The sequence below is a fragment of the Streptomyces sp. CNT372 genome (assembly GCF_000377145.1).
The window spans coordinates 35,040-61,087 of the sequence record NZ_KB897788.1; the positions used below are offsets into that span (position 1 = coordinate 35,040).

Sequence of the window (26,048 nt, forward strand, 5' to 3'; positions counted from 1 at the left end):
GAAGGGCGCGTTTCACAGGGGCACAAGGGGCAAGACGCGGGACATGACAACACGGACGAGAAGTTCCTCCACCGCGGGCCGCGTCATCGCGATCGTCGCGGACGTCATGGCCTTCGTGATCCTGCTGTGGATCCTGATGTACCTGCTGGACGCCAACCGCGCCAACGACTTCGTGGAGTTCATCCGCGACTGCGCGCGCTTCCTGGCGGGCTGGTCGCACGACCTCTTCACCTTCGACGAGGAGTGGGCGCGCGTCGTGGCGGGCTACGGTCTGGCCGCGGTCGTGTACCTGTTCATCGGGCACGCCATCGCGGGCCGGCTGCGCCGCGCCTGAACCGGGCCGCGCCGCACTGAACCGGGCCGCGCGCGGCGGAGCCGGGGCGCGCCCTACCGCGCCCGCGGAGCCGGGCCCGCCCCGGTGGGGTCGCACCGCGCAGGCCGGGCCCGCGCGAAGGAGCCGGGCCCGCCCCGGAGGGGTCGCACCGCGCAGGCCGGGCCCGCGCGAAGGAGCCGGGCCCGCCCCGGAGGGACCGGCCCTTACCTGAGCCGGGCGCCCGGAGGGCCGGGGCGCCGCTGGAGGAACCTGAACGCGCCTGCACCAGGCCGTCCGGCGGACCGCCCCCGTCGCGCCGGACGCGGCGGCGACCGACCGCGGCACCCCGCCGGCCGCCGGCCGCCGGTCCCGCGCCGCCCACGGCCCGGGCGCCGCAAGCCACGCGGGAGCCCCGGCCGTGGGCCGAGGCGTCGGGTGCCGAGCCTGACCAGGTGCCCGGCCGGGGCCGATGCGTCGGGCTGCGGCGCCGGGACGCCGGGTGCGCGTCAGCCCCGGGCGGGCCGGTCCGGGTCGACGTCCACGTCGGCTCCCGCGTCCGCGTGGCCGCAGCAGTCGCCGGCCAGGCCACGCGGCAGGCGTTCGCCGCCGAAGACCTCCACGGTGGCCTCGTCGCCGCCGAGGGCGGCCGCGGCCAGCAGCAGGGAGCCCGCGGTCCAGGTGGTCAGCTCCTCGGGCCAGACCGCGCGTTCGCCCTCGAAGACGTAGCCGGTCCAGTACATGCCGCCCTCGGCGCGCAGGTGGCCGATCGAGCGCAGCACGTCCAGGGCGCGGTCGGACTCGCCCACGGCCCAGAGGGCGAGGGCGAGTTCGCAGCTCTCTCCGCCGGTGACCCAGGGGTTCGGCAGGACGCAGCGCACACCGAGGCCGGGCACGACGAAGTCGTCCCAGCGCGCCGCGATGCGCTCCCGGGCGGCCTCGCCGGTCAGCGCGCCGCCGAGGACCGGGTAGTACCAGTCCATCGAGTAGCGGTCCTTGTCGAGGAACCGCTCGGGGTGGCTGCGGATCGCGTGCGCGAGGGCCCCGGCGGCGAGTTCCCAGTCGGGCTGCGGGTCGCCGCGCTCCTCGGCCGCCGCGAGCGCGCAGCGCAGGGCGTGGTGGACGGAGGAACTGCCCGTCAGCAGCGCGTCGTTCACCGCCGTGCCGTCGTCCTCCCGCTTCCAGCCGATCTGCCCGCCGGGCTGCTGGAGGGCGAGGACGAACTCGACCGCCGCGTACACCACGGGCCACATGCGTTCCAGGAACGCCTCGTCGCCGGTGCTGAGGTAGTGGTGCCAGACGCCGACGGCGACATAGGCGCAGAAGTTGGTCTCGCGGCCCCGGTCGGTGACGTCGTGCGCGTCGCCGTCCTGGTAGGCCGCGTACCAGGAGCCGTCCGGGTTCTGGTGGCGGGCGAGCCAGGCGTAGGCGCGGGCGGCGGCCTCGTGCTCGCCCGCCGCGTCCAGGGCCATGGCTGCCTCGGTGTGGTCCCAGGGGTCGAGGTGGTAGCCGCGGAACCACGGGATGGCGCCGTCCTCGCGCTGCGCGGCGAGGATGCCGGCCACCGTCTCGGCGGCCTGGTCGGCGGTGAGGACCCCGGGCAGGACCAGGTGGTCGGTGCGTCCGGGGCTGGTCACGCGGCGGCCTCGGGCAGGCGGGGCTTGGTGGCGTAGACGACGAAGCTCTTGCCGATGAGCGGGTTGAGGGCCTGCTCGGCGACCCGGGTGGCCAGCGGCTTCTTCATGATGTCCCAGACCAGCAGCTTGTGGTACGCCTTCACCGGCAGGGCCTTGTCGTTGTCCACGCCGAAGGCGCACTTGAGCCACCAGTAGGGCGAGTGCAGGGCGTGCGCGTGATGGGTGCCGTAGGGGCGCAGGCCCGCCTCGCGGATGCGGCCGAGGAGTTCGTCGGCCTTGTAGATCCGGATGTGGCCGCCCTCGACCTCGTGGTAGGCGTCGGAGAGGGCCCAGCAGACCTTCTCGGGGCCGTAGCGCGGGACGGTGACGGCGATCCGCCCGCCGGGGCGCAGCACGCGGACCATCTCGGTGAGGACGCCCTTGTCGTCGTGGATGTGCTCCATGACCTCGGAGATGATCACGACGTCGAAGGAGTCGTCGGGGAACGGCAGGTTGAGGGCGTCGCCCTCCATGGCGGTGGCGGTGGCGCCGGCCGGAGCCTCGCCCGCCTCCTTCATGGCGGCGAACCACTTGGCGACCTCGCGGATCTCCTCGGCGTTCTGGTCGAGGGCCACGACCTGCGCGCCCCGCCGGTAGCACTCGAACGCGTGCCGGCCTGCGCCGCAGCCCAGGTCGAGCACGCGGTCGCCCGGTGCGAGCGGGAAGCGGGAGAAGTCGACGGTCAGCACGGGGGTCTGCCTTCCTGCGGGCGGAGCTTCAGGGGTGGTTCGCGGTTCGGTTCGACGGCTGTTCGGTCTTCGGCGGGTGTTCGGTCTCGCAGGGTGTTCTGTCAGCGGTCTTCGGCGGGTGTTCGGTCGGCGGTCTTCGGCGGGTACGGGGGTCAGCGGTCTTCGGCGGGTACGGCGGTCAGCGGGCGCGGGCGGCGCCCCGGGCGGCGACGGCCTCGCGGTAGCGCGCGGCGGTGCCGATGGCGGCCTGCTTCCAGGTGAAGCGGGTCAGCACCCGTTCCCGGCCGGCCGCCCCGAGGCGGGCGCGCAGCTCCGCGTCGCCGAGCAGGCGGCGCAGGGCGGCGGCCAGCGCCTCGGAGTCGCCCGGCGGCACGGCGAGACAGGTCTGCCCGTCGGGTCCGGCGACCTCGGGGATCGCGCCGCCGGTGGTCGCGACGAGGGGGGTGCCGGTGGCCATGGCCTCGGCGGCGGGCAGCGAGAAGCCCTCGTAGAGGGAGGGGACGCAGGCGATCTGGGCGCCGCGGACCAGGTCGACCAGCTCCGCGTCGCTGATGCCCTTGACGAACTCGACCGCGTCCGCGAGGCCGTAGCGCTCGATCAGCCGGGCGACCGGGCCGTCCTCGGCGCGCTTGCCGACCACGACGAGGTGTGCGTCCGGCCGCTCGGTGCGCAGCTTGGCCAGCGCCTCCACCAGGTGCACCAGGCCCTTGAGGGGCACATCGGCGCTGGAGGTGGTGACGATCCGGCCGGGGACCTCGGCGACGGAGGGGTCGGGCGAGAACAGGTCGGTGTCCGCGCCGATGTGGACGACGTGGATCCGGTCCTCGCGCACGCCCAGGTGCTCGGTGATCTCCTGCCGGGAGGAACCGGAGACGGTGAGGACGGACGGCAGGCGGCGGGCGACCCTCTTCTGCATCCGGGTGAAGCCGTACCAGCGGCGCACCGAGAGGCGGCGGGTGAGGTTCTTCGCGGCGTCGAGGTCGAGTTGCCGGTCCACCGTGATCGGGTGGTGGATGGTGGTGACCAGGGGCGCGCCGACGTCGCCGAGGAGGCCGTAGCCGAGGGTCTGGTTGTCGTGGACGACGTCGAACTCGCCCCGGCGGGCGCGGAGATGGCGGCGGGCGCGCAGGGAGAAGGTCAGCGGCTCGGGGAAGCCGCCGGTCCACATGGTGGCGACCTCCAGCCGGTCGACCCAGTCCCGGTACTCCTCGCGCTTCGGGGTCCGGAAGGGGTCGGGCTGCCGGTAGAGGTCCAGGCTGGGCAGTTCGGTGAGCGGCACGCCCTCGTCGAGGACGGGGTAGGGCTGGGCGCCGATCACCTCGACCCGGTGCCCGAGGCGGGCGAGTTCACGGGAGAGATGGCGGACGTACACGCCCTGGCCGCCGCAGAACGGGTTCCCCTTGTAGGTGAGGAGGGCGATGCGCAGGGGCGCTTCGCCGTCGGCGGCCGCGCCCGCACGGGGGCCGATCTCTATGGCCTCTGCGGTCACCCACGGCCCCCTTCTCACTGCGTCCCGCCGGAGCGTAGTCGGTCGCGCTAATCTAGAACAAGTTCCAGACTTGATCGTTCGAGAGCTTCGAATCTACCGGCAGGTAGCGCAACTGTGACCGGCGGATCAGGTGATTCGCACCACGGCGGAGACGCGGCGCGCGCGGGGTGCGCGGCGGCACGGGAGACGCGGCGCGCGCGGGGTGCGCGGCGGCACGGGAGACGGGGACGGCAGATGAGAGTGGACGCCGGATCGGGCAGGGGGCCGCGCACGAGACCGGGGACTGGACCGCGGACCGCGGGGGCGGGCTCAGGGACGGGACCGGGGGCGGCGGCTCCGGGCGCGGGGGCCGGTTCCGCTCCGGGCGCGGGGGCCGGTTCCGCTCCGGGCGCGGGAGCGGACTCGCCGCCCCTGACCGAGCGCCAGGAGGAGCGCCGCCGCCGCATCCTGCGCGCCAGCGCCCAACTCGCCGGTCGGGGCGGCTTCGACGCGGTGCAGATGCGGGAGGTCGCGGAGGCGGCCGGGGTCGCGCTCGGCACGCTGTACCGCTACTTCCCGTCCAAGGTCCATCTGCTGGTGGCGACCATGCAGGACCAGCTCCAGCGTCTGCACACGACCCTGGCCAGGCACCCGCCGGGCGGGGACTCGGCGGGCGAACGGGTCGCCGCGACCCTGATGCGCGCGTTCCGGGCGCTCCAGCGGGACCCGCACCTCGCGGACGCCATGGTGCGGGCGCTCACCTTCGCCGACCGCAGCGTCAGCCAGGAGGTCGACACCGTCTCCCGGCAGACCACGGCGATCATCCTGGACGCGACGGGGCTGGAGCGGCCGAGCCCCGCGCAGCTCGCGGCGGTCAGGGTCATCGAGCACACCTGGTACTCGACGCTGATCACCTGGCTGTCGGGGCGCGCGTCGATCGCGCAGGTGCGGGCGGACATCGAGACGGCGTGCCGGCTGGTCGACCTGGCGGAGCCGGCGGAGGTCTCCGGCTGACGGGGGCGGCGAGGGCGGCCGGGATCGTCCGGCCGACGGGGGCAAGGGCCTCGGGGACGCCGGGCCGGACGACCCCGGCCGGTCACCTGGGGCCCGGGCCCCAGGTGACCGGCCGGTACAGTGAGCGGGTCGTCATCATGCCCGTACGGGGGGAAGCCGGTGCGAATCCGGCGCTGACCCGCAGCCGTCAGCCCAGGTGTCCTGGGTGAGCCGGAATGCCCCGTGCGCGGTCGTGACCGGCTCGTGTCACCGGCAGCCCGCCGGTGGCCGGCACCGTCGAGGCATACGGAGCCGGAGCCCGGTGCCCTCGTGCGCCCGTGCCCGGATCCCGCCGGGACCCGCAGGAGAGGCACAGCACCCCATGACCACCGTCCGCCGCGGCGCAGCCGCGTTCGCCGCCGCCGCCGTGCTCGCCACGGCCGCCGCCCCGGCCGCCGTCGCCGCGCCCTCCCCCTCGCCGTCGCCGTCTCCCGCGCTGCCGTCCGGCCTGTACGGCACGGGCGACCCCACGTACGACGGGGTGTGGCGGCAGTCCCTGGCGCTGCTCGCGCAGGACACCGCCGGGGTCGTGCCCGCGGCGAAGGCCGTGGACTTCCTGACCGGCCAGCAGTGCGCGGACGGCGGCTTCGCCTCGTACCGGGCGGACGTCTCGAAGCCTTGCGACGACAAGCTGCCGCGCGACACCAACGCGACGAGCGCGGCGGTCCAGGCGCTGGCGGCCCTCGGCGGGCAGGACGCGGTCGTGAAGAAGGCCGTCGACTGGCTGAAGTCCGTGCAGAACGAGGACGGCGGCTGGAGCTACAACCCGGGCGGCGGCAGCGACGCGAACTCCACCTCGGTGGTCGTCGGCGCGCTCGCCGCGGCCGGGCAGAAGCCGGCCGAGGTGACCTCCGAGGGCGGGAAGACGCCCGAGCAGGCGCTGGAGACCTTCGCGGTCCGGTGCGGCCAGGAGAACGGGGGCGCGTTCGTCTACCAGAAGGGCACGCCGGGCGCGGTGGGCGACTCCACGGCCGCGGCGGTGACCGCCCTCAACGGCGAGGGTTTCGTGGTCGCCCCGGTGAAGGACCTGGGCGAGGGCACGGAGTGCCGCAAGGGCGCGGCGAGCGAGACGGCCGCGCACAACGGCGGCGTCTTCCTGGCGAAGGAGCTGGCCGAGACCGGGCACCTGGACACCGCGCCGATGCCGGGCGCGGAGGACGCCGACCCGCAGCCCGACTTCGGCAACACCGCCGACGCGGTGGTGGCGCTGACCGCGCAGGGGATGGCGAAGCAGGCCGAGAAGCCGCTCCAGTGGCTGGAGAAGAACGGCGCGGGCTGGGCGAAGCAGGCCGGTCCCGCGGCGTACGCGCAGCTCGTCTTCGCCGCGCACGCGAGCGGCACCGACCCGAAGGACTTCGGCGGCACGGACCTGGTCGCGGCGCTGAACGCGACCGGGCCCGCGCCGCAGGGCGGCGCGGACGCGACCGGGAGCCCGTCCGCGTCCGCCGACGCCGGCAAGGACGACGCGAGCGACGACGGCGGCTCGGCGGCCACCTGGTGGATCGTCGGCGTCTTCTTCGTCGCGGCGGTGGGCGTCGGCTTCCTGTTCAGCGGGCGCCGGAAGTCGCAGTCCTGATGCGTCGCCGCCACCGCCTCGCCGCGTGCCTCGGCGTCCTCGGGCTCGGCGCGCTGCTCGCCGTGCTCCTGGCCGCCCCGGCGCAGGCGGCCGGGTACCGCTACTGGTCCTTCTGGCAGGCCGACGGCACGGCCTGGCGGTACGCGACCGTGGGCCCGGCGACGGCCGGCCCGGTGGACGGGTCGGTGGACGGCTACCGCTTCTCCGTCAGCCGCGACAGCGCGGACGCGGCGAAGCCGCGGCGGGCGCCGGAGTTCGCGACGGTGTGCGCGGGTACGCCGGCGAAGGAGGGCACCAAGCGGGTCGCCCTCGTCATCGACTACGGGACGCCGGCCGACGCGCCCTCGGGCGAACGCCCGCCGGCCCTGCGCACGGCCTGCGCCCGTGTCGCCCCGGACGCGACCTCGGCGGAGGCCCTGGCGTCGGTCGCCAAGCCGCTCCGCTACGACAGCAGCGCGATGCTGTGCGCGATCGCGGGATACCCGGCGAAGGGCTGCGGCGAGCAGGTCCCGGACGGCCCTGCGTCCGCACCGGCCCCGGCATCGTCCGGGGACACCGCGTCGGACCCGGCCGGCTCCGGAGACGGCGGCTCGGGCCCCACTCTGGGCGTCGTCGCGGGTGCGGCGGCGGTCCTCGCCCTGGCGGGCGCGGCGCTCTGGCGCTCCCGCCGCCGCACCCGATGACGAGCGTCCCGGGCCCCGGCCGGGACTCGGTTCAGCGCCCAGGGCCGGGTCCGGGTCCGGGTCCGGCCGACCCCGTACCGGGCCGAGGCCCGGGCGACGCCGGCCCCGGCGTGGCGGCGCAGCCCGCCGAAGGCGACGGCGAACCCACGCCCCACCCGGGCGACGCCCCGGGCCCGGGCTCCGACCCGGGCCGGGCGGGCCACGGCGGGACGGCGCAGCGCGCCGAAGGCGGCGGTGCGGCCCCGGGCTCCGGCTCAGGCGGGTCGGGCCCCGGCACGCCCCGCCGGGCCGAGGCGGGTCGGCCGGACGAGGCGTCCGGGGCCACCGGCGGCGAGCGGGCCCCACGCCCTTCGCCTCCCGCCGGAGCCGGGCGGAGCGCGGCGGGTCAGCCCGCCTCAGGCAGCGAAGCCCGCCAAGGCCCGGAGCCCGGCGAAGGCGAGGTCCCGCCGCGCGCCACGACGGGACGGCCGCGCACGGCCGATCCCGAACCGGGCCGAGGCCCGGGCGACGCGGCACGCCCCGGCCCGGCCGGCCCCGCGCCGGACCTCGGCCCGGCCGGCCCCGCGCCGGACCTCGGCCCGGACGGGCCCGGCAGGCCGGACCGGAGCGAGGCCGCCCGGCACGCCGAAGACGGCAACGAACCCACGCCCGGCCCGGGCGACGGCCCGGGCCCGAACCCGGGCTCCGGCCCGGGCAAGTCGGACTCCGGCACTCCCGCGCCCGGCCCGGGCGGGGCGCGGCGCGGCGGGGCGGCGCAGCCCGCCCAAGGCGTTGGTGCGTACCGGACCGTGCGGCGGCACGGACCTCGCGGGGGCGGGGCGGACGGGGGCGAAGTCCCCGGCGCGGCTCACGTCCCGCGCGCCGTGCGCGCGCTGCGCGCGCCCGTGGCGAGCCGGAGCAACGCGGTGCACGCCGGGGCCTGGTGGTTGTGGGCCGTCGGGCTGGCCGTCGCCGCGTCGCGGACGACGAACCCGCTTCTCCTCGGGCTGATCGTCGGCGTCGCCGGATACGTCGTCGCCGCCCGCCGCACCGACGCGCCCTGGGCCCGTTCCTATGGCGCGTTCGTCAAGCTGGGCCTGTTCGTGATCAGCCTGCGCGTCCTGTTCTCCGTGGTCCTCGGCTCCTCGATCCCCGGCACGCACGTGCTGTTCACGCTTCCCGGGGTGCCCGTGCCCGACTGGGCGGACGGCATCCGGATCGGCGGGCGGGTCACCGGTGAGCAGGTGCTGTTCGCGCTGTACGAGGGCGCCAAGCTCGCCACCCTCCTCATCTGCGTCGGCGCCGCCAACTCCCTCGCCAACCCGGCCCGCCTGCTCAAGTCCCTGCCGGGCGCGCTCTACGAGGCCGGCGTCGCCGTCGTCGTCGCCATGACCTTCGCGCCCAACCTCGTCACCGACGTGCTCCGCCTGCGCACCGCGCGCCGGCTGCGGGGCCGGGCCACCGGCGGGGTGCGGGCCGTCGCACAGATCGCGCTGCCCGTGCTGGAGGGCGCGCTGGAGCGGTCCGTGGCCGTCGCCGCGTCGATGGACGCCCGCGGCTACGGCCGCACCGCTCAGGTCCCGCCCGCCGTGCGCCGCACCACCAACGTCCTCACCCTGGGCGGCCTGCTCGGGGTGTGCGCCGGCTCGTACGGGCTGCTCGCGGCGGAGGGCGCGCGCTTCGGCGTCCCCCTGATGGCCGCCGGGCTGCTCGCCGCCGCCGGGGGCCTGTGGCTGGGCGGGCGGCGTTCCGTCCGCAGCCGCTACCGGCCGGACCGGTGGGGCGTCCGGTCGTGGCTGATCGCCGCGTCCGGCGGGGCCGTCGCCGCGCTGATGGTGCACGCCGCGACCGTCGCCCCGGACGCGCTGCGCCCCGGCGTCGTCCCGCCCACCTGGCCCGAACTGCCGCTGTGGCCCGCGCTGTCGGTGCTGATCGGCCTGCTGCCCGCGTTCGTCGCCCCGCTGCCGCCGGGGCCCGCCGCCGAGCCCGCCCCCGCCTCCGTACCCGTTTCCGCCGCCTCCGAGGAGTCGACCCCGTGATCCGCTTCGACGACGTGACGGTGACGTACCGGGACGCCGGCGCGCCCACCCTGGAGCGGCTGGACCTGACGGTCCCGGAGGGCGAACTCGTACTGCTGGCGGGCCCGTCGGGAGTCGGCAAGTCGACACTGCTGAACGCGGTGTCCGGGCTGGTCCCGCACTTCACCGGCGGCACCTTGCGCGGCCGGGTCACCGTCTGCGGCCGTGACACCCGCACCCACAAGCCGCGCGAACTCGCCGACGTCGTCGGCACGGTGGGCCAGGACCCGCTGGCGCACTTCGTCACCGACACGGTCGAGGACGAGCTCGCGTACGGGATGGAGTCCCTCGGCCTGGCACCGGGCGTGATGCGGCGGCGCGTGGAGGAGACCCTCGACCTGCTGGGCCTCGCCGAGCTGCGGGAGCGGCCGATCGCGACGCTCTCGGGCGGCCAGCAGCAACGCGTCGCGATCGGGTCCGTGCTGACCACGCACCCCCGGGTGCTGGTCCTCGACGAGCCGACCTCCGCACTGGACCCGGGCGCGGCGGAAGACGTGCTGTCGGTGCTCCAGCGGCTGGTGCACGACCTGGGCACCACGGTCCTGATGGCGGAGCACCGGCTGGAGCGGGTGGTGCAGTACGCGGACCGGGTGGTACTGCTGCCGGGGGTGGGCGAGGCGCCGGTCGTCGGCGCGCCGGCCGAGGTGATGGCGGTCTCGCCCGTCCACCCTCCGGTCGTGGCCCTCGGCCGTCTCGCGGGCTGGGCCCCGCCGCCGCTGTCGGTGCGGGACGCGCGGCGCCTGGCCCCGCCGCTGCGGGAACGTCTGGCGGGGCTGGCCCCGCCGTCCGCCCCGGCGGGCCGCGCCCTGCCCGCACGCCCATCGCTCCCGGAGCCCGGCCCCCGCCCGGGCCTCCTGAGCCGCGCGGTCACCCGCCTGCGGCCCACGCCGTCCCCCGCCCGGAGCACGACCCCGACCACCACCCCGGCGTCCGGCCCGGCGACCGGCCCGGCGACCAGCTCGGCGACCGGCCCCGCCGAGGTGGCCCCCGCCCGGGTGCGCGGGCTCGGGGTGCGGCGCGGGCGGGTGGAGGCGCTGCGGCGCGTCGAGCTGACCGTCGGCGCGGGCGAGACCGTCGCGCTCATGGGCCGCAACGGCGCCGGCAAGTCCACCCTGCTCGGCGCCCTCGTCGGCATGGTCGAACCCACCGCCGGTTCGGTGAGCGTCGGCGGGCACACGCCGCACCGCACCCACCCCCGGGAGCTGATCCGGCACGTCGGCCTGGTGCCGCAGGAGCCCCGGGACCTGCTGTACGCGGACACGGTCGCCGCCGAGTGCGCCGCGGCCGACGCGGACGCGGGGGCCGAGCCCGGCACCTGCCTCGCCCTCGTCGCCACACTCCTCCCCGGCGTACCGGACGCCACGCACCCCCGGGACCTGTCCGAGGGGCAGCGCCTCGCCCTCGCGCTGGCGATCGTCCTCACCGCCCGCCCGCCGCTGATCCTGCTCGACGAGCCGACCCGCGGCCTGGACTACGCGGCGAAGGCCCGCCTCGTCGGCGTGCTGCGCGGACTCGCCGCGGAGGGGCACTCCATCGTCCTCGCCACCCACGACGTGGAACTCGCCGCCGAACTGGCCCACCGGGTGGTCATCCTGGCGGACGGGGACGTGGTCGCCGACGGCCCGACCGCCGAGGTCGTCGTCTCCTCGCCCGCGTTCGCCCCGCAGGTCGCCAAGGTGCTCGCGCCGCAGCCCTGGCTGACCGTGCCCCAGGTGGCGGCCGCGCTGAGGGACTCCGGACCGGAGGACGACCGATGACCCGCGCGACCCCGCCCGGACCCGCCGTCCCGCCCGGACCCGCCGTCCGGGCCGACCGCGCCGTGCGGGCCGTGCGCCTCGGCCCGCGTTCCGTCGTCGCCCTGGCACTGGTCAGCGCCGTCGGCGTCGTCTTCTTCGGCTGGCCGCTGCTCGCCGACTCCGGGTCGGAGCTGACCGCCCACGCGGGCGACGCGCCCTGGCTGTTCGGGGCGCTGCTGCCGCTGCTGGTCGCCGTCGTCGTGGCGACCGTCGCGGACAGCGGTATGGACGCCAAGGCGGTGGCCATGCTCGGCGTCCTGGCGGCGGTCGGCGCGGCGCTGCGGCCGATCGGGGCGGGGACGGCCGGCCTGGAGCCCATGTTCTTCCTGATGGTGCTGAGCGGCCGGGTCCTCGGCCCCGGCTTCGGGTTCGTCCTCGGCGCGGTGACCATGTTCGCGTCCGCGCTGCTCACGGGCGGGGTCGGGCCGTGGATGCCGTTCCAGATGCTGGCGATGGGCTGGTTCACCATGGGCGCCGGGCTGCTGCCGGGCCAGGACCGCCTCCGGGGGCGGCCGGAGCTGGCGATGCTCGCCGCGTACGGGGCGGTGGCGGCCTTCGCGTACGGCACGGTCATGAACCTGTACGGCTGGACGATCGTGCCCGGGATGGCGTCCGGGATCTCCTTCCAGGAGGGCGCGCCGCTCCACGAGAACCTGGTGCGCTTCCTCGCGTACTGCCTCGCGACCTCGCTCGGCTGGGACCTGGGGCGGGCGGTGCTGACGGTCGTGCTGACGCTGACCCTCGGCGCGACCCTGCTGCGCGCGCTCCGCCGGGCGACCCGGCGGGCGGCCTTCGAGGCGCCGGTCACGTTCGAGGGCCCGGACGCGCCGCCTCCGGGTGAGGCGCCCCCCAGGCCGCACGCCCTCCTCTAGGGCCTCCCCGTACTCCGACGCCCCGGCCGCTCCCCCGCCCCTCACCCGAGTGGCGCGACCCGCCCGCCTGCCGGACCATGGGCGGAACGCGACGATCCACCCCGGCGCTCCCGGGGCTCCCGCCCCGGGAGCGCCGGGGCTCGCGTGTGCGCGGGGGCGCCGGGTCCGCGCGGGGGCGTTCAGGCACGGGCGGGCTCGGGGCCCTGGGGTTCCGCGGCGCCCGGTGGCGAGACGGGGTCCGGACCGGACCCGTCGGGCCCTGCGGCGACCGAGGCCGCGGCCGGCGCCGGTTCCGGGGCCGCGCCCCGCGCCCGTGGAAAGACGGCCGGGGGCACCAGGAGACGGCGCGGACCGGCCAGGACGTACGTCAGGCCGAAGCCGGCCGCGACGACCGCCGCCCCGCCGGCCGCGTCGAGGACCCAGTGGTTGGCCGTCGCCACGATCGCGCAGACCGTGAACAGCGGGTGCAGCAGCCCCAGCAGCTTCATCCACAGCTTCGGCGCGAGGAACAGCACGACCAGCCCGCACCACAGCGACCAGCCGAAGTGCAGCGAGGGCATCGCCGCGTACTGGTTGGTGACGGCGGTCATCGCGCCGTAGTCCGGGTTCGCCAGGTCCTGCGGGCCGTGCACGGTGTCGATGTAGCCGAGGGCGGGCATCAGGCGCGGCGGTGCGAGCGGGAAGAGCCAGAAGCCGAGCAGCGCCAGCAGGGTCGCGAAGGCGAGCGAGGTGCGCGCCCAGCGGTAGTCGGAGGGGCGGCGGACGTAGAGGACGCCGAGGATCGCCAGCGGGACCACGAAGTGGAACGACGTGTAGTAGAAGTTGAAGAACGCCTCCAGCCACGGCGTGTCCACCACCGCCCGGTTGACCCGGTGCTCGATGTCGATGCCGAGGGCGCCCTCGACGGACAGGATCTGCCGGGCGTGCGACTCCGCCGCGTCCACGCTGCCGGTCGCGGCGGCCCGGATGTGCGAGTACACCGAGTACCCGACCCGGATGACCAGCAGTTCCAGCAGCAGGTTGGGCCGGGACAGCACCCGCCGCCAGAACGGCAGCAGCGGCACCCGGCGCAGCCGGGCCGGGACCGGCTGCGCGTGGACCGTGGGCACGGGCCGCCGGAAGCAGGGCGAGCCGAGGCTCAGGAACGGGACCGCGACGGCGGCGGCCAGCGCCGCGACCAGGAGCGCGTTGTCCCGCAGCGGGTGCAGCGGCACCAGGTTGGGCAGCAGCATCTTGCCCGGCAGGGTGATCACCAGGACGACGAGGACCGGCCACAGCATCCGGTCGGAGGCCCGCTTGCCGACCCGGCCCACGACGGCGAGCAGCACCCACAGCAGCTGGTGCTGCCAGGCCGTCGGGGAGACGGCGACCGCGACGCAGCCGGTGATCGCGACGGCGAGCAGCAGTTGCCCGTCACGGGCGTAGCGGACGGCACGGCGCAGGCCGAACACCACCACGGCGGCGGCGAGAGAGAGATAGAGGGTGATCTCCAGCGGGCCGGAGAGCCCGAGGCGCAGCAGCGCGCCGTGCAGGGACTGGTTGGCGAGGCTGTCGGGCCGGTCGCCGAGCCCGGCGCCGGCCGCGTGGTGCACCCAGTACGCCCAGGAGTCGGCGGGCAGCGCGGCCCAGGACAGGGCGGTGAGCCCGGCGAAGGTGCCCGTCGCCGTGACGGCTGCGCGGCGGCGGCCGGTGAACCAGAGGAGGGGTGCGAAGAGGAGGACGGTGGGCTGGAGGGCCGCGCCGATGCCGACGAGCAGCCCGCCCGTTCTCTCCCCGCGCGCGGCGAAGCAGCCGAGGAGGACCAGCAGCACCGGGATGATGCTGGTCTGCCCGAGGTGGAAGCTGTTGCGCACCGGCAGCGACAGCATCAGCAGGCTGATGGCGACGGGCGCGGCGAGCAGGGTGCTGCGCCGGGAGACCGGCGGCGGCAGGGCGCGGGCGACGACCAGGCCGAGGGCGGCGACGAGCAGCAGGGTGCCGAAGGTCCAGGCGATGCCGAGGCTCTGCTCGGCGGCCCGCGCGAACGGCTTCAGCACCAGGCCCGCGAAGGGGGTGCCGGTGAACCGGTCGGTGTCGTAGAGCGGGCCGCCGTGGTGCAGGACGCCCTGCTCGCCGACCCAGGTCTCCAGGTCGGTGAGCCGTTCGCCCGGTGGCCGGGTCAGTACGGCCGCCGCCTGCCGTGCCGCGAGCACCGCCGCGACGACCCACAGGGCCGTCCTGGCCGCACCGACCCTCGAATCCGCCGCGCTCCCGCGCACGCTGTGCTCCGCGTTCACCACGTCGCGCCGCGCCTCCCCACCATGGTCCGTCCGCCGTCAGGGCGTCCACGGAGCGTCGCAACGCCCCGTGGAGAAGACTCAGGCAACCCCCCATTCGCCTGACTGTCACCCCGAATACTGTCCGATCGTCGCTTCCCGGTCGCACCCGCAGGGCGGCGGCGGGCGGGAACCGCCAGGTCGGCGGCCCCGTCGCAGGAGGTATGCGGGGGAACATACAAGAACGCGGGGCGCCCGCGCGCTCGCTCACGGTGATCCCGGCGCTGCCGGCCCGCCGCCTCGGCGCGCCCACCGCCCCGGCGCACGCCTGCGGCCGGGGGCGCGGGGCTGCTCGCGGCGGGGGCCGCGTGGCTGGTGCGGCTGCGCCGGGGGCGCGGAGCGGGCACGGCCGATGAGAGCCTCAATTAGGTTGGCGCTCATGACACAGGATCAGTGGAACTCCGTCGACCACTACGTCAGCGAGCTGCTCGTCCCCGAGGACGAGGCCCTGACCGAGGCCCTCGCGGCGAGCGACGCGGCCGGGCTGCCGGCCATCGCCGTCGCCCCCAACCAGGGCAAGCTGCTGCACCTGCTGGCCCGTATCCAGGGGGCGCGCACCGCGCTGGAGATCGGCACCCTCGGCGGCTACAGCACCATCTGGCTGGCCCGCGCCCTGCCCGAGGACGGCCGGCTGATCTCCCTGGAGTACAGCCCGGAGCACGCGGACGTGGCCCGCGCCAACCTGGCCCGCGCCGGTCTCGACACGATCGCCGAGGTCCGCACCGGCGCGGCCCTCGACCTCCTCCCCCGCATCGAGAAGGAGCCGGGCGCGGGCCCGTTCGACATGGTCTTCATCGACGCGGACAAGGCCAACAACGCGCGCTACGTGGAGTGGGCCCTGCGCCTGACCAGGCCGGGCAGCGTGATCGTCGTGGACAACGTGATCCGCGCCGGCGCGATCACCGACCCTGCCACCGACGACCCCGCGGTGCGCGGCACCCGCGAGCTGTTCGACCTCGTCGCCGACGACCCCCGCCTCGACGCGACCGCCGTCCAGACGGTGGGCACCAAGGGCTGGGACGGGCTGCTGGTGGCGCGGGTGGTGGGGTAGCGCGCCCGGGGGTCCCGGCGGGGCCGGGCGGACGGAGCGGGCGGGGCTGCGGGAGGATGGGCCGTATGAGCATCGTGAAGATCAATGTGCTGACCGTGCCGGCCGAGCAGCGGGAGGTTCTGGAGAAGCGGTTCGCCTCGCGGGCGGGGGCGGTCGAGTCCTCCGACGGGTTCGAGTGGTTCGAGCTGCTGCGCCCCGTCGAGGGCACCGACCGGTACCTCGTCTACACCCGCTGGCGGGACGAGGCGTCCTTCCAGGCGTGGATGGAGGGCCCGATGAAGGCGGCCCACCAGGGAGGCGCCGGGGCGGGTGCCGGTGGAGACGCGGGCGGGGAGCGGCCGAAGCCGGCCGCGTCCGGGTCGCAGGTGTGGTCCTTCGAGGTCGTGCAGCAGGCGGCTCCCAAGTCGGCCTGACGCCCCGTGCCGTGAGCACGGCAGAGGTCCCCGTGGTCAACCACGGGGACCTCTGCCGTCACCGGCGGAAGGGGGCGCCGGGGTCATGCTCCGAGCAGGCGTTCCGTCACCTCGCGGTAGGTCCGCAGGGTGAGCCGGAGCTGCTCGGTGTCGGCGGCGCGGTCGCGGGCGTCGCCGTTCTTCTGCCAGCCCGCGCGCAGGGCGGTGCGGCGCTCCTTCAGGGAGGCGAGGAGTTGCTTCTCCGCCTCGTCGAGGACCTCGGCCGCCTCCGCGACCGAGTCGCGCGGCGAGTCCACGAACCCGGCGAGCGCGTGGTGGAGGCGCTCCCCCAGGCGGTCGCGGTCGGCGTCGTCGAGCAGCCGCACGCCGCCGGGGCGGGAGCCGTGGGCGTCGGCGCGGTGTGCGTCGGAGCCGTGGACGTCGGCGCGGTGTGCGTCGCCGGTGTGCTGACGGCCTTCCGTACCGGCTGCGGTGCCGGTGGCCGGGTCTCCCTCGCCGTAGGACCGGTGGTCCACGGTCTGCGAGACGCCCGTGCCGTGGGCGTGGTGGTCACCGCGCTCCGCCCGGCCCGTGCCCGTGCCGTTGCCCGTGGTTCCGGTGGGCCCGTCCGCCGTGTCCCGTCCGCGCGGCGCGGCGGGGGTCGCGGCGGGCGCCGGGGTGCGGCTCCCGTCGTTCCGGCCCGTGGCACCGGGGTCGTCGGAGGGTGCGGCGGAGAGCGGCGCCTGCGACAGCGGCGTCGCCGGGGGCCCGGTGACCGGCGGCGCGGGCGACGGGGAGGTCGCGGACGCCGGCGGGGCGACGGGCGGCGGCGGTGCCGTGGGGTGGCCCGTGCGCTGGGTGGGCACGGCCGCGTCGGGGGTCGTCCGCCCGTCGTCGGCCGGGGCGGCCGCCGGGTGGCGTGCCTCGTCGCCGCCGCTGCCCGTGGTCCACCGGTCCCGGTTCTCGCGTGCCATCACGCACCACTTCCCTTCGGCTTGAGCAGGTGACCGCGACGCCCCGCGGACTCCTTCCGCCGGTCGTGCCGGCGGTCGTGCGGGCGGGCTTCGGCGCGGGGCGCCGTACCCGGCCCGGTCTCGGTCAGGTCCTCGAACAGGGCGCGCGCGTGGACCAGCGCCTCGCGCAGCTCCTCCGTGGACGCGGACCCGGTGCGGGCCGTGCGGCGGACCGTGCGCAGGCTGTCCACATGGTGCGGATGGTGCACGGACAGGGCGCCCAGCTGGTCCTCGGGGCTGTCGGCGGCCGGGAAACCCCGGGTCGCGGCGACCCGGGCGAGCAGCTGCTCGGCGTCCGCGACGGCCTGCCGCGGCGCGTCGACGAAGCGCTCCTGGAGGGTGGTCCACTGCGCGGTGTACTGCTCCCGGGCGGCCGGCTCCAGCGGCAGCGGCGTGATGCCGCCGTACCGCTCGACACGGTCGCGCAGGTCGCGGTGGGCGGCCTCCTCGTCGCCGTCGTGCTGTGCGAGGGTGCGGTCGTACTCGGGGCCGAAGCGCCGCTTGAGCGAGCGCGTGCCGCTGCCCGTGCCCGTACGGGCCCGGAGCAGGACACCGGCCGCCAGCAGCGCCGCGACCACCGCCGCGATGATGAGAACTGTGGTCAGGGTCGACATGACTGCCTTCCTGGGTCGTGACTCCTGGCTGGCTGTTCGTCACTGCTTGGGAGCGCTCGACGATGCGGCTTGCCCCGTATCCGGCGTCCAAACCCGAAACCCGGATGCTCCGCCCGCCCGGCGGGAGCCAGGATGTGCGCATGGCAACGACAGGCACGGGGCGGACGGCGGGTACGGCGGACGCGGAGCGAGCGGCGCAAGCGGGACGGACAGCGCACGCGGAGCGCGCGGCGGACGCGGGACGGACGGCGCACGCGGGACAGCCCGCGGACGCGGGACGTACGACGCACGCGGCGGACGCGGGACGGGCGGAGCGCGCGGGACAGCCCGCGGACGCGGGACGTACGACGCACGCGGCGGACGCGGGACGGGCGGAGCGCGCGGCGGGCACGGCGTGGACCCTGGCGGCGGAACGGTTCGACTCCGCCGACGGCCTCGCCCTGCGCCGGGACTACTACGGCGACGTGGCCGGGAGCTACTGGGGACGGCCCGCGACCGTGGCCGAGATCGACGAGGGCCTGGCGGACGACGGCGCGGAGCTGCTGACCCCGCCCACCGGCCGTTTCGTCGTCGGCCGGTGGGCGGGCGAGCCCGCGGCCTGCGGGGGCGTCCTGCTGCTGGACGCGGAACGGGCCGAGCTGACCCGCGTGTTCGTCCGCCCCGGCTACCGCGGCCGGGCGGGCGCCGGACTGCTGCTGCGCCGGCTGGAGGACGAGGCCCGGGCGCTGGGCGCCCGCCGGATGGTGCTCAACACCCGGCTGGACCTGACCGCGGCGCGGGCGCTGTACGTGCGGCACGGGTACACCGGCATCCCGGCGTACTGCACGGGCCCGTACATGGAGGTCTGGTACGGCAAGGAGCTGTGAAGGCGGGCGAGCGGACCGGTTCAGTCGGGCCGAATGCCGTCCGGGTGCCGGTCCGGGTACGCCGTCGCCGGGCGCTCGTGGTCGCCCCGGACGTGCGTGTGCGGGCCCTCCTCGTCCGAGCCGCCCAGCTCCGCGCCGAGTTCGTGCACCAGCTGGACGAGATCGGTCGGGCGGTCCGGGCCCCACCAGTCGCCGAGAAGTTCCGCGAGCGACTCCTCCCGGGCCGCGCAGAGCCGGGCGGCGGCCGTCGCCCCGCTGTCGGTGAGCATCAGGTGCAGGCCCTCGCGGCGCGCCAGCCCCCGGCCCTCGATCTCGCGGGCGGCCTCCGTGATCGAGCGCAGCGGCACGGGTGTGGTCTCGGCCAGCCGGGCCGGTTCCACGATGCCGTGGCGTTTGATGCGCAGCAGCAGCCAGCTGGAGGCGGGCAGCAGGTCGTAGCCCGCCCGGGCGGTGATCTTCTCGTAGATGTGGCGGCGGCCCTCGCGGGAGCCGAGGACGGACAGGGCACGGGCGCACTCGTCGCGGGAGGAACGTTCCACCGGATTGGAGGCGACGGTCTGACTGGCGTCGGGTGCGGTGACCGAGCCGCGCAGCTTGTCCTCCTTCAGGAACCAGGCGACGACGAACGCGACCACGACCACCGGCACCGCGTAGAGGAAGACGTCCGTGATGGAGGTCGCGTACGCCTGGACGACCGAGGGGCGCAGCGCGGCGGGGAGTTCCGCGATGGCGCGCGGGTCGGCGGCCAGCTCGGAGGCCCCGGCGCCCGGTGGGACCTGCTGCCCGGCCAGGGCGTCGGCGAGCTTGTCCTCCAGGCGGTTGGTGAAGATCGTGCCGAAGATCGCGACGCCGAAGGAGGCCCCGATGGACCGGAAGAAGGTCGCCCCGGAGGTGGCCACGCCCAGGTCCTCGTAGCCGACCGCGTTCTGCACCACCAGCACCAGGACCTGCATCACCAGGCCCAGGCCCATGCCGAAGACCAGGAAGCACAGGCTCATCCGCCAGTCGGAGCTGTCCTCGGTGAGGGTGTGCAGAAGGAGCAGGCCGATCGCGGTGACGGCCGTGCCGGCGATCGGGAAGACCTTCCAGCGGCCGGTGCGGCTGACGATCTGGCCGGAGAGGGTCGAGGTGAGCAGCAGCCCGAACACCATCGGCAGCATGTGGACGCCGGACATGGTGGGCGAGACCCCCCGCACGACCTGGAGGAAGGTCGGCAGATAGGTCATCGCGCCGAACATGGCGAAGCCGATGACGAAGCTGATGACCGCCACCAGGGTGAAGGTCCGGATCCGGAACAGCTTCAGCGGGATGACGGGCTCGGCCGCCCGGCGCTCCACGGCGACGAACGCGACGAGCAGGACGGCCCCGAGCACGGCCAGGCCGATGATCTGCGGCGAGGACCAGGCCCAGGTGGTGCCGCCGAGGGAGGCGACCAGGACCAGACAGGTGGCGACCGAGGCGATGAGGAAGGTGCCCAGGTAGTCGATGGTGTGCTTGCGTGCGTGGGCCGGGATGTGCAGGACGGCGGCGATGACGAGGAGGGCGACGACGCCGACGGGCAGGTTGATGTAGAAGACCCAGCGCCAGCTGAGGTGCTCGGTGAAGAAGCCGCCGAGGAGCGGGCCGAGGACGCTGGTCGCGCCGAACACCGCGCCGAACAGGCCCTGGTAGCGGCCGCGTTCCCGGGGCGGGACGATGTCGCCGACGATCGCCATCGACAGCACCATCAGCCCGCCGCCGCCGAGGCCCTGGAGGGCGCGGAAGCCGATGAGCTGCGGCATGTTCTGCGCGATGCCGCACAGGGCGGAGCCGATGAGGAAGATGACGATGGCAGTCTGGAACAGCTTCTTCCGCCCGTACTGGTCGCCGAGCTTGCCCCAGAGGGGGGTGGCGGCCGTGGAGGCCAGCATGTAGGCGGTGACGACCCAGGACAGGTGGTCCATGCCGCCGAGTTCGCTGACGATCGTCGGCAGGGCGGTGGCGACGATGGTCTGGTCGAGGGCGGCCAGCAGCATGCCCAGCAGCAGGGCTCCGATGGCGACGAGTACGGTGCGCCGGTTCTGTCCCTCGCCCGGCGCCGGCGGTGTCGTCGCCGGCCTGACGTGCTGGGCCATGCGGTCTCTCCTTTGCGCGGTCGTGCGCGGTGCGCTCGGGGTGGTGCGGTGTGCGCACGGGGTGGTGCGGTGTGCGCACGGGGGTGCGCATTGCCTCCATCGTGGTCGGTGGGACGGGTTACGGCCTGCCGAGCCCGGCGCGCGCCGGGGCGGTCCCGTGGAGTGGGCCGGTCACGCCACCGGAGCCTTGACGCGAGTCACACCGCCGGAGCTCCGGCGCGAGTCGTCCCGGCGGAGCCTTGGCCGGGCCGCCATGGGGTGGGTCACACCGCCGTGCATAATGTGCGGCATTCCAAGGGGAGGGGTACCGGTCATGACCGGAGACACATGTCAGGAGTGCGGCAGACCCGGGGCCACCGGCTCGGGGCCGGGGCCCCGCTGCGTGTGCGCCGCGTCCGCCGGACGGACCGCCACCGCCGCGGAGCGGCCGGGGGCCCGTGACGACTGGCCCGCCGAGGCGGCGGCCTGGCACGCCGACCGGGAGGCACGCCGCGCGGCGGAGATCGCGGCGGCGGAGGACTTCGACCCGCTGCGCATCCGCCCCTACGTCACCCTCGACCCGCCGGGCGCGGAGCCCCCGTCCGCGCCGGGCGGGGCGTCCTCGCCCGTCCCGGGCCGCGGGACGGGCCCGGCTCCGTCCGGCCACCGGGGCCACCGGGCCGTGGACGACGAGCCGACCGCCCCGCTCCCCTCGGTGGTGCCGCCCGGCCCGGGAGGGGCCGGCGCCGGCCCGTGGTCGCCGCCCGGCCGGGGCCGGGCGGCAGACGGCCGCGAGGCGAACGGCGCGGATCGGCGGCCCCCGCACGGCCACGTCCCCGGCACCCCGGGCGGGGCCGCCCGCGACGGTGGCATCCCGGGCCCCGCCGCCGGGGCGCGCGGCCGGGTCGGCGGCTCCGCGCCGCGCCCGCCCGCGCACACGGACGACTCGGCGGACTCGTGGTCCCCCGACGGCTCGGGCACCGGCGGGCCGGGCGGCACCACCGGGGGGAGCGGGACGGGCCCGGGCCGGTGGGCCCCGCGCGGCCCGGCCGGCGGCTCCGCGCCGCTGCCAACACCGCACACGGGCGACGCGACGGCCCCGTGGTCGCACCGCGGGCCCGGCACGGGCCGGGTGGAAGAGGACCCGTGGCTGCCGCACCACCAAGCCCCCGGCGTCCACGACGCCCACGACGCCCACGACGCCCACGACGCCGTGGACGAACTGCCGCCGCTGGTCGGGGGTACCGGGGCGGAGCCCCGGCCCCGAGCACGGCGCCGGGGCGCCGGGATCGTCGCCGCGGCTGCCGCGCTCGCCGTGGCCGGGACCACCGCGTACGCGTCCGGGCTGCTGGCCGGGGAGGGCGAGCGGGACCGGGTGTCCATGCCCGACCGGGAGAACGGCGGCGGGCCGAGCCTCAACCTCGGCCCCGAGGTGCCCTCCGCCCCCGCCTCCCCGACCGGCTCGCCCTCGGGGTCGCCCACGCCCTCCCGGTCCGGCTCGCCCTCCCCGTCCGCGTCGGCGTCCCCGACCGCGTCGCCGTCCGCGTCCGCCACCCGGTCCGTGCCGGTGAGCAGCGCCCCGGCCGCACCGGCGCCGTCCTCGACGGCGTCCGCCTCGGGCTCGGTGTCGGAGGGGGACGTTCCGGTGACCGGCGGCGACGACGGGGCCGAGGAGCCGCCGCCGCCCGGCTTCGCGCCCGCCTCGCTGAGCCGGGGCGACACCGGCCGCGAGGTGCGCGACCTGCAGAAACGGCTGCAACAGATGTGGCTCTACTCCCGCGAGGAGCGGGCCGACGGGATCTTCGACCAGGGCGTGGAGGACGCGGTGAAGGTCTACCAGTGGCACCGCGGCATCCAGAGCGACCCCCTCGGTGTCTACGGACCCGAGACCCGCCGCGCCCTGGAGTCCGAGACCCGGCGCCCCTGAGACGGCGGCGGGCCACGGAGACCATGGCCGGACCGCCGCCGCACCGGATCCGCCACCTCACCCGAACGCCACCGCACCGGACCGGCACCGCACCGGACCGGCACCGATTTGGTGTTCGGGCCGCTTCTTTGTATCGTGAAGGAACAAAGTGGTTCCGCCCGTACTCCCTGACCGGCGGGCGGAGCCGCTTGTTTTCTTTTCCGGGCCCTTCTCCCGGGCCCGCCTCGCCCCCGACGCCGCGCCCGCATCCTCCCCCGGACCCTGGAGCCCTTCATGACGGCAGCCGCCGGCCCCGCCACGCCCCCCGCCCTGACCGCCCGCGCCGTCCTGCTGGACATGGACGGGACCCTGGTCGACTCGGACGCCCCCGTGGAGCGGATCTGGCGTGCCTGGGCCGTCGAGAACGGGCTGGACCCGGACGCGGTGATGAAGGTCGCCCACGGCCGGCAGGGCCACGCGACGATGGCCGCCCTCCTCCCGGACCGGCCCATGGAGCAGAACCTCGCGGACAACCGGGCCATGCTCGCCCGGGAGACCGCCGACACCGACGGCGTGGTCCCCGTCCCCGGCGCCGCCGCCTTCCTGGCCGCCCTCGCCGGTGTGCCGCACGCCCTGGTGACCTCGGCCGACCTCGCCCTGGCGACGGCCCGGATGGGCGCGGCCGGGCTCACGCTGCCCGAGGTCAGGGTCACGGCGGAGAGCGTGGGCGCGAGCAAGCCGGACCCGGAGGGGTTCCTGAAGGGCGCGGCGGACCTCGGCTTCGCCCCGGGCGACTGCGTCGCCTTCGAGGACTCCGAGGCGGGCATCGCGGCGGCGCGCGCGGCGGGCATGCGGGTGGTCGGCGTCGGACCGCGCGCGGCGGCCTTCGCACCGGACCTGCGGGTGACCGACCTGACGGCCCTCACGGTCACGCCCCGCCCGGACGGCACTGTGGAGCTCCGCGCCGCCTGAGGGCCCGCGCACGGCAGCGGGGCCGGACCCGGGACCGTGGCCCCGGCTCCGGCCCCGCTCCCGCCGGTCAGCCCACCGCCGCCTCGTACAGACTGAACGCCGCCAGCGCGAACATCAGCGCCGCCGCCACCTTGGTGATCAGCCGCAGCGGCACGTACTTCATCAGGGTGCGCCCGCCCAGGATGCCGATGGCCGCGACCGCCCACAGCGCGAGCACCGCGCCGACGCCGACGGAGACCGGGTTGTCGTAGCGGGCGGCCAGGTTCGCGGTCATGATCTGCGTCAGATCGCCGAACTCCGCGACCAGGATGAGCATGAAGCCCGCCCCGGAGACCTTCCAGAAGGACTGGTCGGCCGGGGCCTTGATGTTCTCCTCGTCGCCGTCGTCCTTCTTGAGCAGCAGCATCAGCGCGCCCGCGAGGAACAGCACGCCCACCACCGCCTGCACCAGCCGGTGCGGGAGCAGGGTGAGCACGCTTCCGGCCGCGACGGCGAGGGCGACGTGCACGGCGAAGGCGGCGGCGACCCCGGCGAAGACGTAGGAGGCGCGGTAGCGGGTGCCGAGCATCAGACCGGCGAGCGCGGTCTTGTCGGGCAGTTCGGCGAGGAAGACGACGCCGAAGGTGATCGCCATGACGGTGAAGCTGATCATGGAAGGTTTCCTCAATCGGTCGGGCGCGGCCCTGCCGAGAGTCCTGAGCGTTCCAGGGGTCGCTTCGGCACGGCAGCGCCATGAATGCATGCATGGACACTGCAGCCGAAGGTCTCGCCGGCGGGTGCCTGGGCCACCGCCTCCGGGCGCCGGCCGGGCCCAAGGCCCGGCAGTATGTCGACGTTCCGGCGAAGAGCTACTCCCCTTCTGCGCCGCCCACCCTACGCGATCCCCTCGCCGCCCCGGCAGGGACCTGCCTCCCCTGCGGGCCGGCGCAGCAGCCCCCGGGCCACGAGCTCCAGCACCACGGCGACCGCGACGGCCTGCACCGCCATCAGGGCGACCAGCACGAAGAGCTGCACCGCCCCCGCCTCCACCGGCGACGCCCCGCCCAGCAGCATGCCCACGAAGGCTCCCGGCAGGGTGACCAGGCCCACCGTCCTGGTCTGGTCGAGCCCCGGGAGCAGGGCGTCGGAGGCGGGTGTCCGGGCGACCTCCAGGCGGGCGTCGCGTTCCGCCAGCCCGAGGGCGAGCCCCGCCTCGACCTCGCCGCGCCGCTGCTCCAGTTCGTCCAGCGCCCGGCGGCCGGCGAGGACGGTCGCGGTGAGCGCGCCGCCGATGAGGATGCCGGTCACCGGGATCAGCGCGATGCCCCGCACCGGGACGAGCCCGGTCAGCAGCAGGGCGAGGACGACGGGGGCGACGCCCGCGGCGATGGGCGCCCCGGTCCACCACCAGCCGGGCCCCGGCGTGATGCGCCGCCCCGAGGTGCGCACGGCGACCGCGTACATCAGGAACAGGAAGGACAGGAGCAGCGGGACCGCGTCCACGACCCAGCCGATCACCAGGGAGACGGCCGCGAGCTGGACGGCGGCGCGCACTCCGGCGACCACGGTCCGGCGCGGCGGCCCGAGGTGCGCGAGGGCGACGACGGTCGCGGCGACCACGAGGAGGACGGCCAGCACGGCCCCGAGTGTCACGTTCACCGGCAGCAGCACGGCGCAACCCTACGCCGGTGAAGGCTTCGTGCCGGGGCGTCAGAACTCTTGATGTGACGTGCTCATGTCGCCACCCTGTTACCCGGCGCCCATCCCCGTGCAACCTCGCGCCGCCAGCATGGCCGTGCCCCCGGGCGCCTCCCGCGCGGTTCCCCACGCGCGGGAAAGGCCAGTTCCCCCCCACTTCCGAGGAGTTCGCATGATTCGTGTCTACGCGCGTCGATTCCGTCGTTCCGCCGTTCTCGCGACCGCCGCCGTCATCGGTGCCACCGGCCTGCTGGCCACGGCCCCCGCAGCCCAGGCCGCCCCGCCCACCCCGGTCAGCGCCGCCACCGCCCGCACCTACCTCGGCCAGCTGACCGTGGCCGCCGAGGGCTCCGGCAGCGGCTACAGCCGCGACCTCTTCCCGCACTGGATCACCCAGTCGGGGACCTGCAACACCCGCGAGGTCGTCCTCAAGCGCGACGGCTCCAACGTGCAGCAGGACTCCGCCTGCGCGGCGGTCAGCGGCAGCTGGTTCTCCCCCTACGACGGCGCCACCTGGTACGCCGCGTCCGACGTGGACATCGACCATGTGGTGCCGCTGGCCGAGGCGTGGCGCTCCGGGGCCAACAGCTGGACCACCGACAAGCGCCGGCAGTTCGCCAACGACCTCACCCGTCCGCAGCTCATCGCGGTCACCGACAACGTCAACCAGGCCAAGGGCGACAAGGACCCCGCCGAGTGGCTGCCGCCGACGACCTCCTACCGCTGCATGTACGCCCGGATGTGGGTGCACACCAAGCACTACTGGGCGCTGAAGGTGGACTCCGCCGAGAAGAGCGCGCTCCAGTCGGTCCTGAACGGCTGCTGACGGCCCCCGGCCGGTCTCCGCACTCCCGGACGGGCGCAGGGCCGGGCCGGCGGCCGTCCGGGAAGACCGGGCACACGGACACGCGAGGAGGGCGGGGCGGAACGGTGTCGCCCCGCCCGCTCGTTCCGTACCGTACGACGCGA

At 76.0% G+C, this 26,048-nt stretch carries 21 protein-coding genes, 1 pseudogene and 1 riboswitch; of the genes and pseudogenes, 13 read left to right on the forward strand and 9 right to left on the reverse strand.

Features of this window, described 5'->3' with window-relative positions; translation table 11 throughout:
- Window positions 1-43 precede the first annotated feature (43 nt).
- Complete coding sequence (locus C593_RS0123665; RefSeq protein WP_026278010.1) at window positions 44-334, forward strand: hypothetical protein; 291 nt, start codon at window positions 44-46, stop codon at window positions 332-334.
- A 485-nt stretch (window positions 335-819) separates the two neighbouring features.
- Here C593_RS0123665 and C593_RS0123670 read toward each other — a convergent pair whose 3' ends face one another.
- From C593_RS0123670 to C593_RS0123680, 3 genes are all read right to left on the reverse strand, one after another.
- Entirely contained in the window at window positions 820-1,947 is a 1,128-nt protein-coding gene (locus C593_RS0123670) for a prenyltransferase (protein WP_018849814.1), read from the reverse strand.
- Window positions 1,944-2,675, reverse strand: coding sequence for a class I SAM-dependent methyltransferase (locus C593_RS0123675; RefSeq protein ID WP_018849815.1), 732 nt, complete (start codon window positions 2,673-2,675; stop codon window positions 1,944-1,946). The genes C593_RS0123670 and C593_RS0123675 overlap by 4 nt, the downstream gene beginning before the upstream one ends.
- Window positions 2,676-2,853: 178 nt before the next feature.
- Window positions 2,854-4,164, reverse strand: coding sequence for a glycosyltransferase family 4 protein (locus tag C593_RS0123680; RefSeq protein WP_018849816.1), 1,311 nt, complete (start codon window positions 4,162-4,164; stop codon window positions 2,854-2,856).
- Window positions 4,165-4,398: 234 nt separating this feature from the next.
- On the opposite strand from C593_RS0123680, the gene C593_RS30360 reads away from it, so the two are divergent.
- From C593_RS30360 to C593_RS0123710, 6 genes are all read left to right on the forward strand, one after another.
- Complete coding sequence (locus tag C593_RS30360; protein ID WP_078521825.1) at window positions 4,399-5,157, forward strand: TetR family transcriptional regulator; 759 nt, start codon at window positions 4,399-4,401, stop codon at window positions 5,155-5,157.
- Between the two features lie 149 nt (window positions 5,158-5,306).
- Window positions 5,307-5,378: riboswitch (cobalamin riboswitch) on the forward strand.
- A 140-nt stretch (window positions 5,379-5,518) separates the two neighbouring features.
- Complete coding sequence (locus C593_RS0123690; RefSeq protein WP_018849818.1) at window positions 5,519-6,772, forward strand: SCO2321 family membrane protein; 1,254 nt, start codon at window positions 5,519-5,521, stop codon at window positions 6,770-6,772.
- Window positions 6,772-7,455, forward strand: coding sequence for an SCO2322 family protein (locus tag C593_RS0123695; protein WP_018849819.1), 684 nt, complete (start codon window positions 6,772-6,774; stop codon window positions 7,453-7,455). The genes C593_RS0123690 and C593_RS0123695 overlap by 1 nt, the downstream gene beginning before the upstream one ends.
- An 863-nt stretch (window positions 7,456-8,318) precedes the next feature.
- Window positions 8,319-9,473, forward strand: coding sequence for a CbiQ family ECF transporter T component (locus tag C593_RS31080; RefSeq protein ID WP_078521841.1), 1,155 nt, complete (start codon window positions 8,319-8,321; stop codon window positions 9,471-9,473).
- Window positions 9,470-11,269 (forward strand): ABC transporter ATP-binding protein, encoded by a 1,800-nt coding sequence (locus tag C593_RS0123705; protein ID WP_018849821.1) that lies wholly within the window; start codon window positions 9,470-9,472, stop codon window positions 11,267-11,269. The genes C593_RS31080 and C593_RS0123705 overlap by 4 nt, the downstream gene beginning before the upstream one ends.
- Window positions 11,266-12,180, forward strand: a complete 915-nt coding sequence (locus C593_RS0123710) for an ECF transporter S component (RefSeq protein ID WP_018849822.1) — start codon at window positions 11,266-11,268, stop codon at window positions 12,178-12,180. The genes C593_RS0123705 and C593_RS0123710 overlap by 4 nt, the downstream gene beginning before the upstream one ends.
- Before the next feature lie 179 nt (window positions 12,181-12,359).
- On the opposite strand, the gene C593_RS0123715 is transcribed toward C593_RS0123710, so the two are convergent.
- On the reverse strand, window positions 12,360-14,459 hold the full coding sequence (locus C593_RS0123715; protein WP_018849823.1) for a bifunctional glycosyltransferase 87/phosphatase PAP2 family protein: 2,100 nt from the start codon (window positions 14,457-14,459) through the stop codon (window positions 12,360-12,362).
- Window positions 14,460-14,874: 415 nt separating this feature from the next.
- Between C593_RS0123715 and C593_RS0123720 the strand changes: the two genes are divergently transcribed.
- Window positions 14,875-15,546, forward strand: coding sequence for an O-methyltransferase (locus tag C593_RS0123720; RefSeq protein ID WP_018849824.1), 672 nt, complete (start codon window positions 14,875-14,877; stop codon window positions 15,544-15,546).
- Between the two features lie 65 nt (window positions 15,547-15,611).
- Window positions 15,612-15,959: an antibiotic biosynthesis monooxygenase family protein gene (locus C593_RS0123725; RefSeq protein WP_018849825.1), complete on the forward strand. Its 348-nt coding sequence runs from the start codon at window positions 15,612-15,614 to the stop codon at window positions 15,957-15,959.
- An 83-nt stretch (window positions 15,960-16,042) separates the two neighbouring features.
- Here the strand turns inward: C593_RS0123725 and C593_RS31085 are convergent, their stop codons facing one another.
- Complete coding sequence (locus C593_RS31085) at window positions 16,043-16,912, reverse strand: hypothetical protein (protein ID WP_018849826.1); 870 nt, start codon at window positions 16,910-16,912, stop codon at window positions 16,043-16,045.
- Window positions 16,912-17,565: a hypothetical protein gene (locus C593_RS0123735; RefSeq protein WP_018849827.1), complete on the reverse strand. Its 654-nt coding sequence runs from the start codon at window positions 17,563-17,565 to the stop codon at window positions 16,912-16,914. Before C593_RS0123735 ends, C593_RS31085 begins: the two co-directional genes overlap by 1 nt.
- A 401-nt stretch (window positions 17,566-17,966) precedes the next feature.
- On the opposite strand from C593_RS0123735, the gene C593_RS33925 reads away from it, so the two are divergent.
- A complete protein-coding gene (locus C593_RS33925; protein WP_026278012.1) occupies window positions 17,967-18,431 on the forward strand; it encodes a GNAT family N-acetyltransferase in 465 nt (154 codons plus the stop codon).
- 20 nt (window positions 18,432-18,451) lie between these two features.
- Here the strand turns inward: C593_RS33925 and C593_RS0123745 are convergent.
- Window positions 18,452-20,620: pseudogene (locus C593_RS0123745) on the reverse strand (MDR family MFS transporter); the annotation flags it as partial.
- A gap of 238 nt (window positions 20,621-20,858) precedes the next feature.
- Here C593_RS0123745 and C593_RS31090 point away from each other — a divergent pair.
- Entirely contained in the window at window positions 20,859-22,451 is a 1,593-nt protein-coding gene (locus C593_RS31090) for a peptidoglycan-binding protein (RefSeq protein WP_158686871.1), read from the forward strand.
- A 273-nt stretch (window positions 22,452-22,724) separates the two neighbouring features.
- Window positions 22,725-23,402 carry an HAD-IA family hydrolase gene (locus tag C593_RS0123755; protein WP_018849830.1) on the forward strand — a complete coding sequence of 226 codons (678 nt, stop codon included), beginning with the start codon at window positions 22,725-22,727 and terminating at the stop codon, window positions 23,400-23,402.
- A 67-nt stretch (window positions 23,403-23,469) separates the two neighbouring features.
- Here C593_RS0123755 and C593_RS0123760 read toward each other — a convergent pair whose 3' ends face one another.
- Together C593_RS0123760 and C593_RS0123765 are read right to left on the reverse strand one after the other, a co-directional pair.
- Window positions 23,470-24,054, reverse strand: a complete 585-nt coding sequence (locus C593_RS0123760) for a TMEM165/GDT1 family protein (protein WP_018849831.1) — start codon at window positions 24,052-24,054, stop codon at window positions 23,470-23,472.
- A 221-nt stretch (window positions 24,055-24,275) separates the two neighbouring features.
- The gene (locus C593_RS0123765; RefSeq protein ID WP_018849832.1) at window positions 24,276-25,052 is read right to left on the reverse strand and encodes an ABC transporter permease; all 777 of its coding nucleotides are present in this window, start codon (window positions 25,050-25,052) and stop codon (window positions 24,276-24,278) included.
- Window positions 25,053-25,251: 199 nt separating this feature from the next.
- Here C593_RS0123765 and C593_RS0123770 point away from each other — a divergent pair, with 199 nt between their 5' ends.
- Window positions 25,252-25,905: an HNH endonuclease family protein gene (locus C593_RS0123770; RefSeq protein ID WP_018849833.1), complete on the forward strand. Its 654-nt coding sequence runs from the start codon at window positions 25,252-25,254 to the stop codon at window positions 25,903-25,905.
- The last annotated feature ends 143 nt before the right edge of the window (window positions 25,906-26,048 follow it).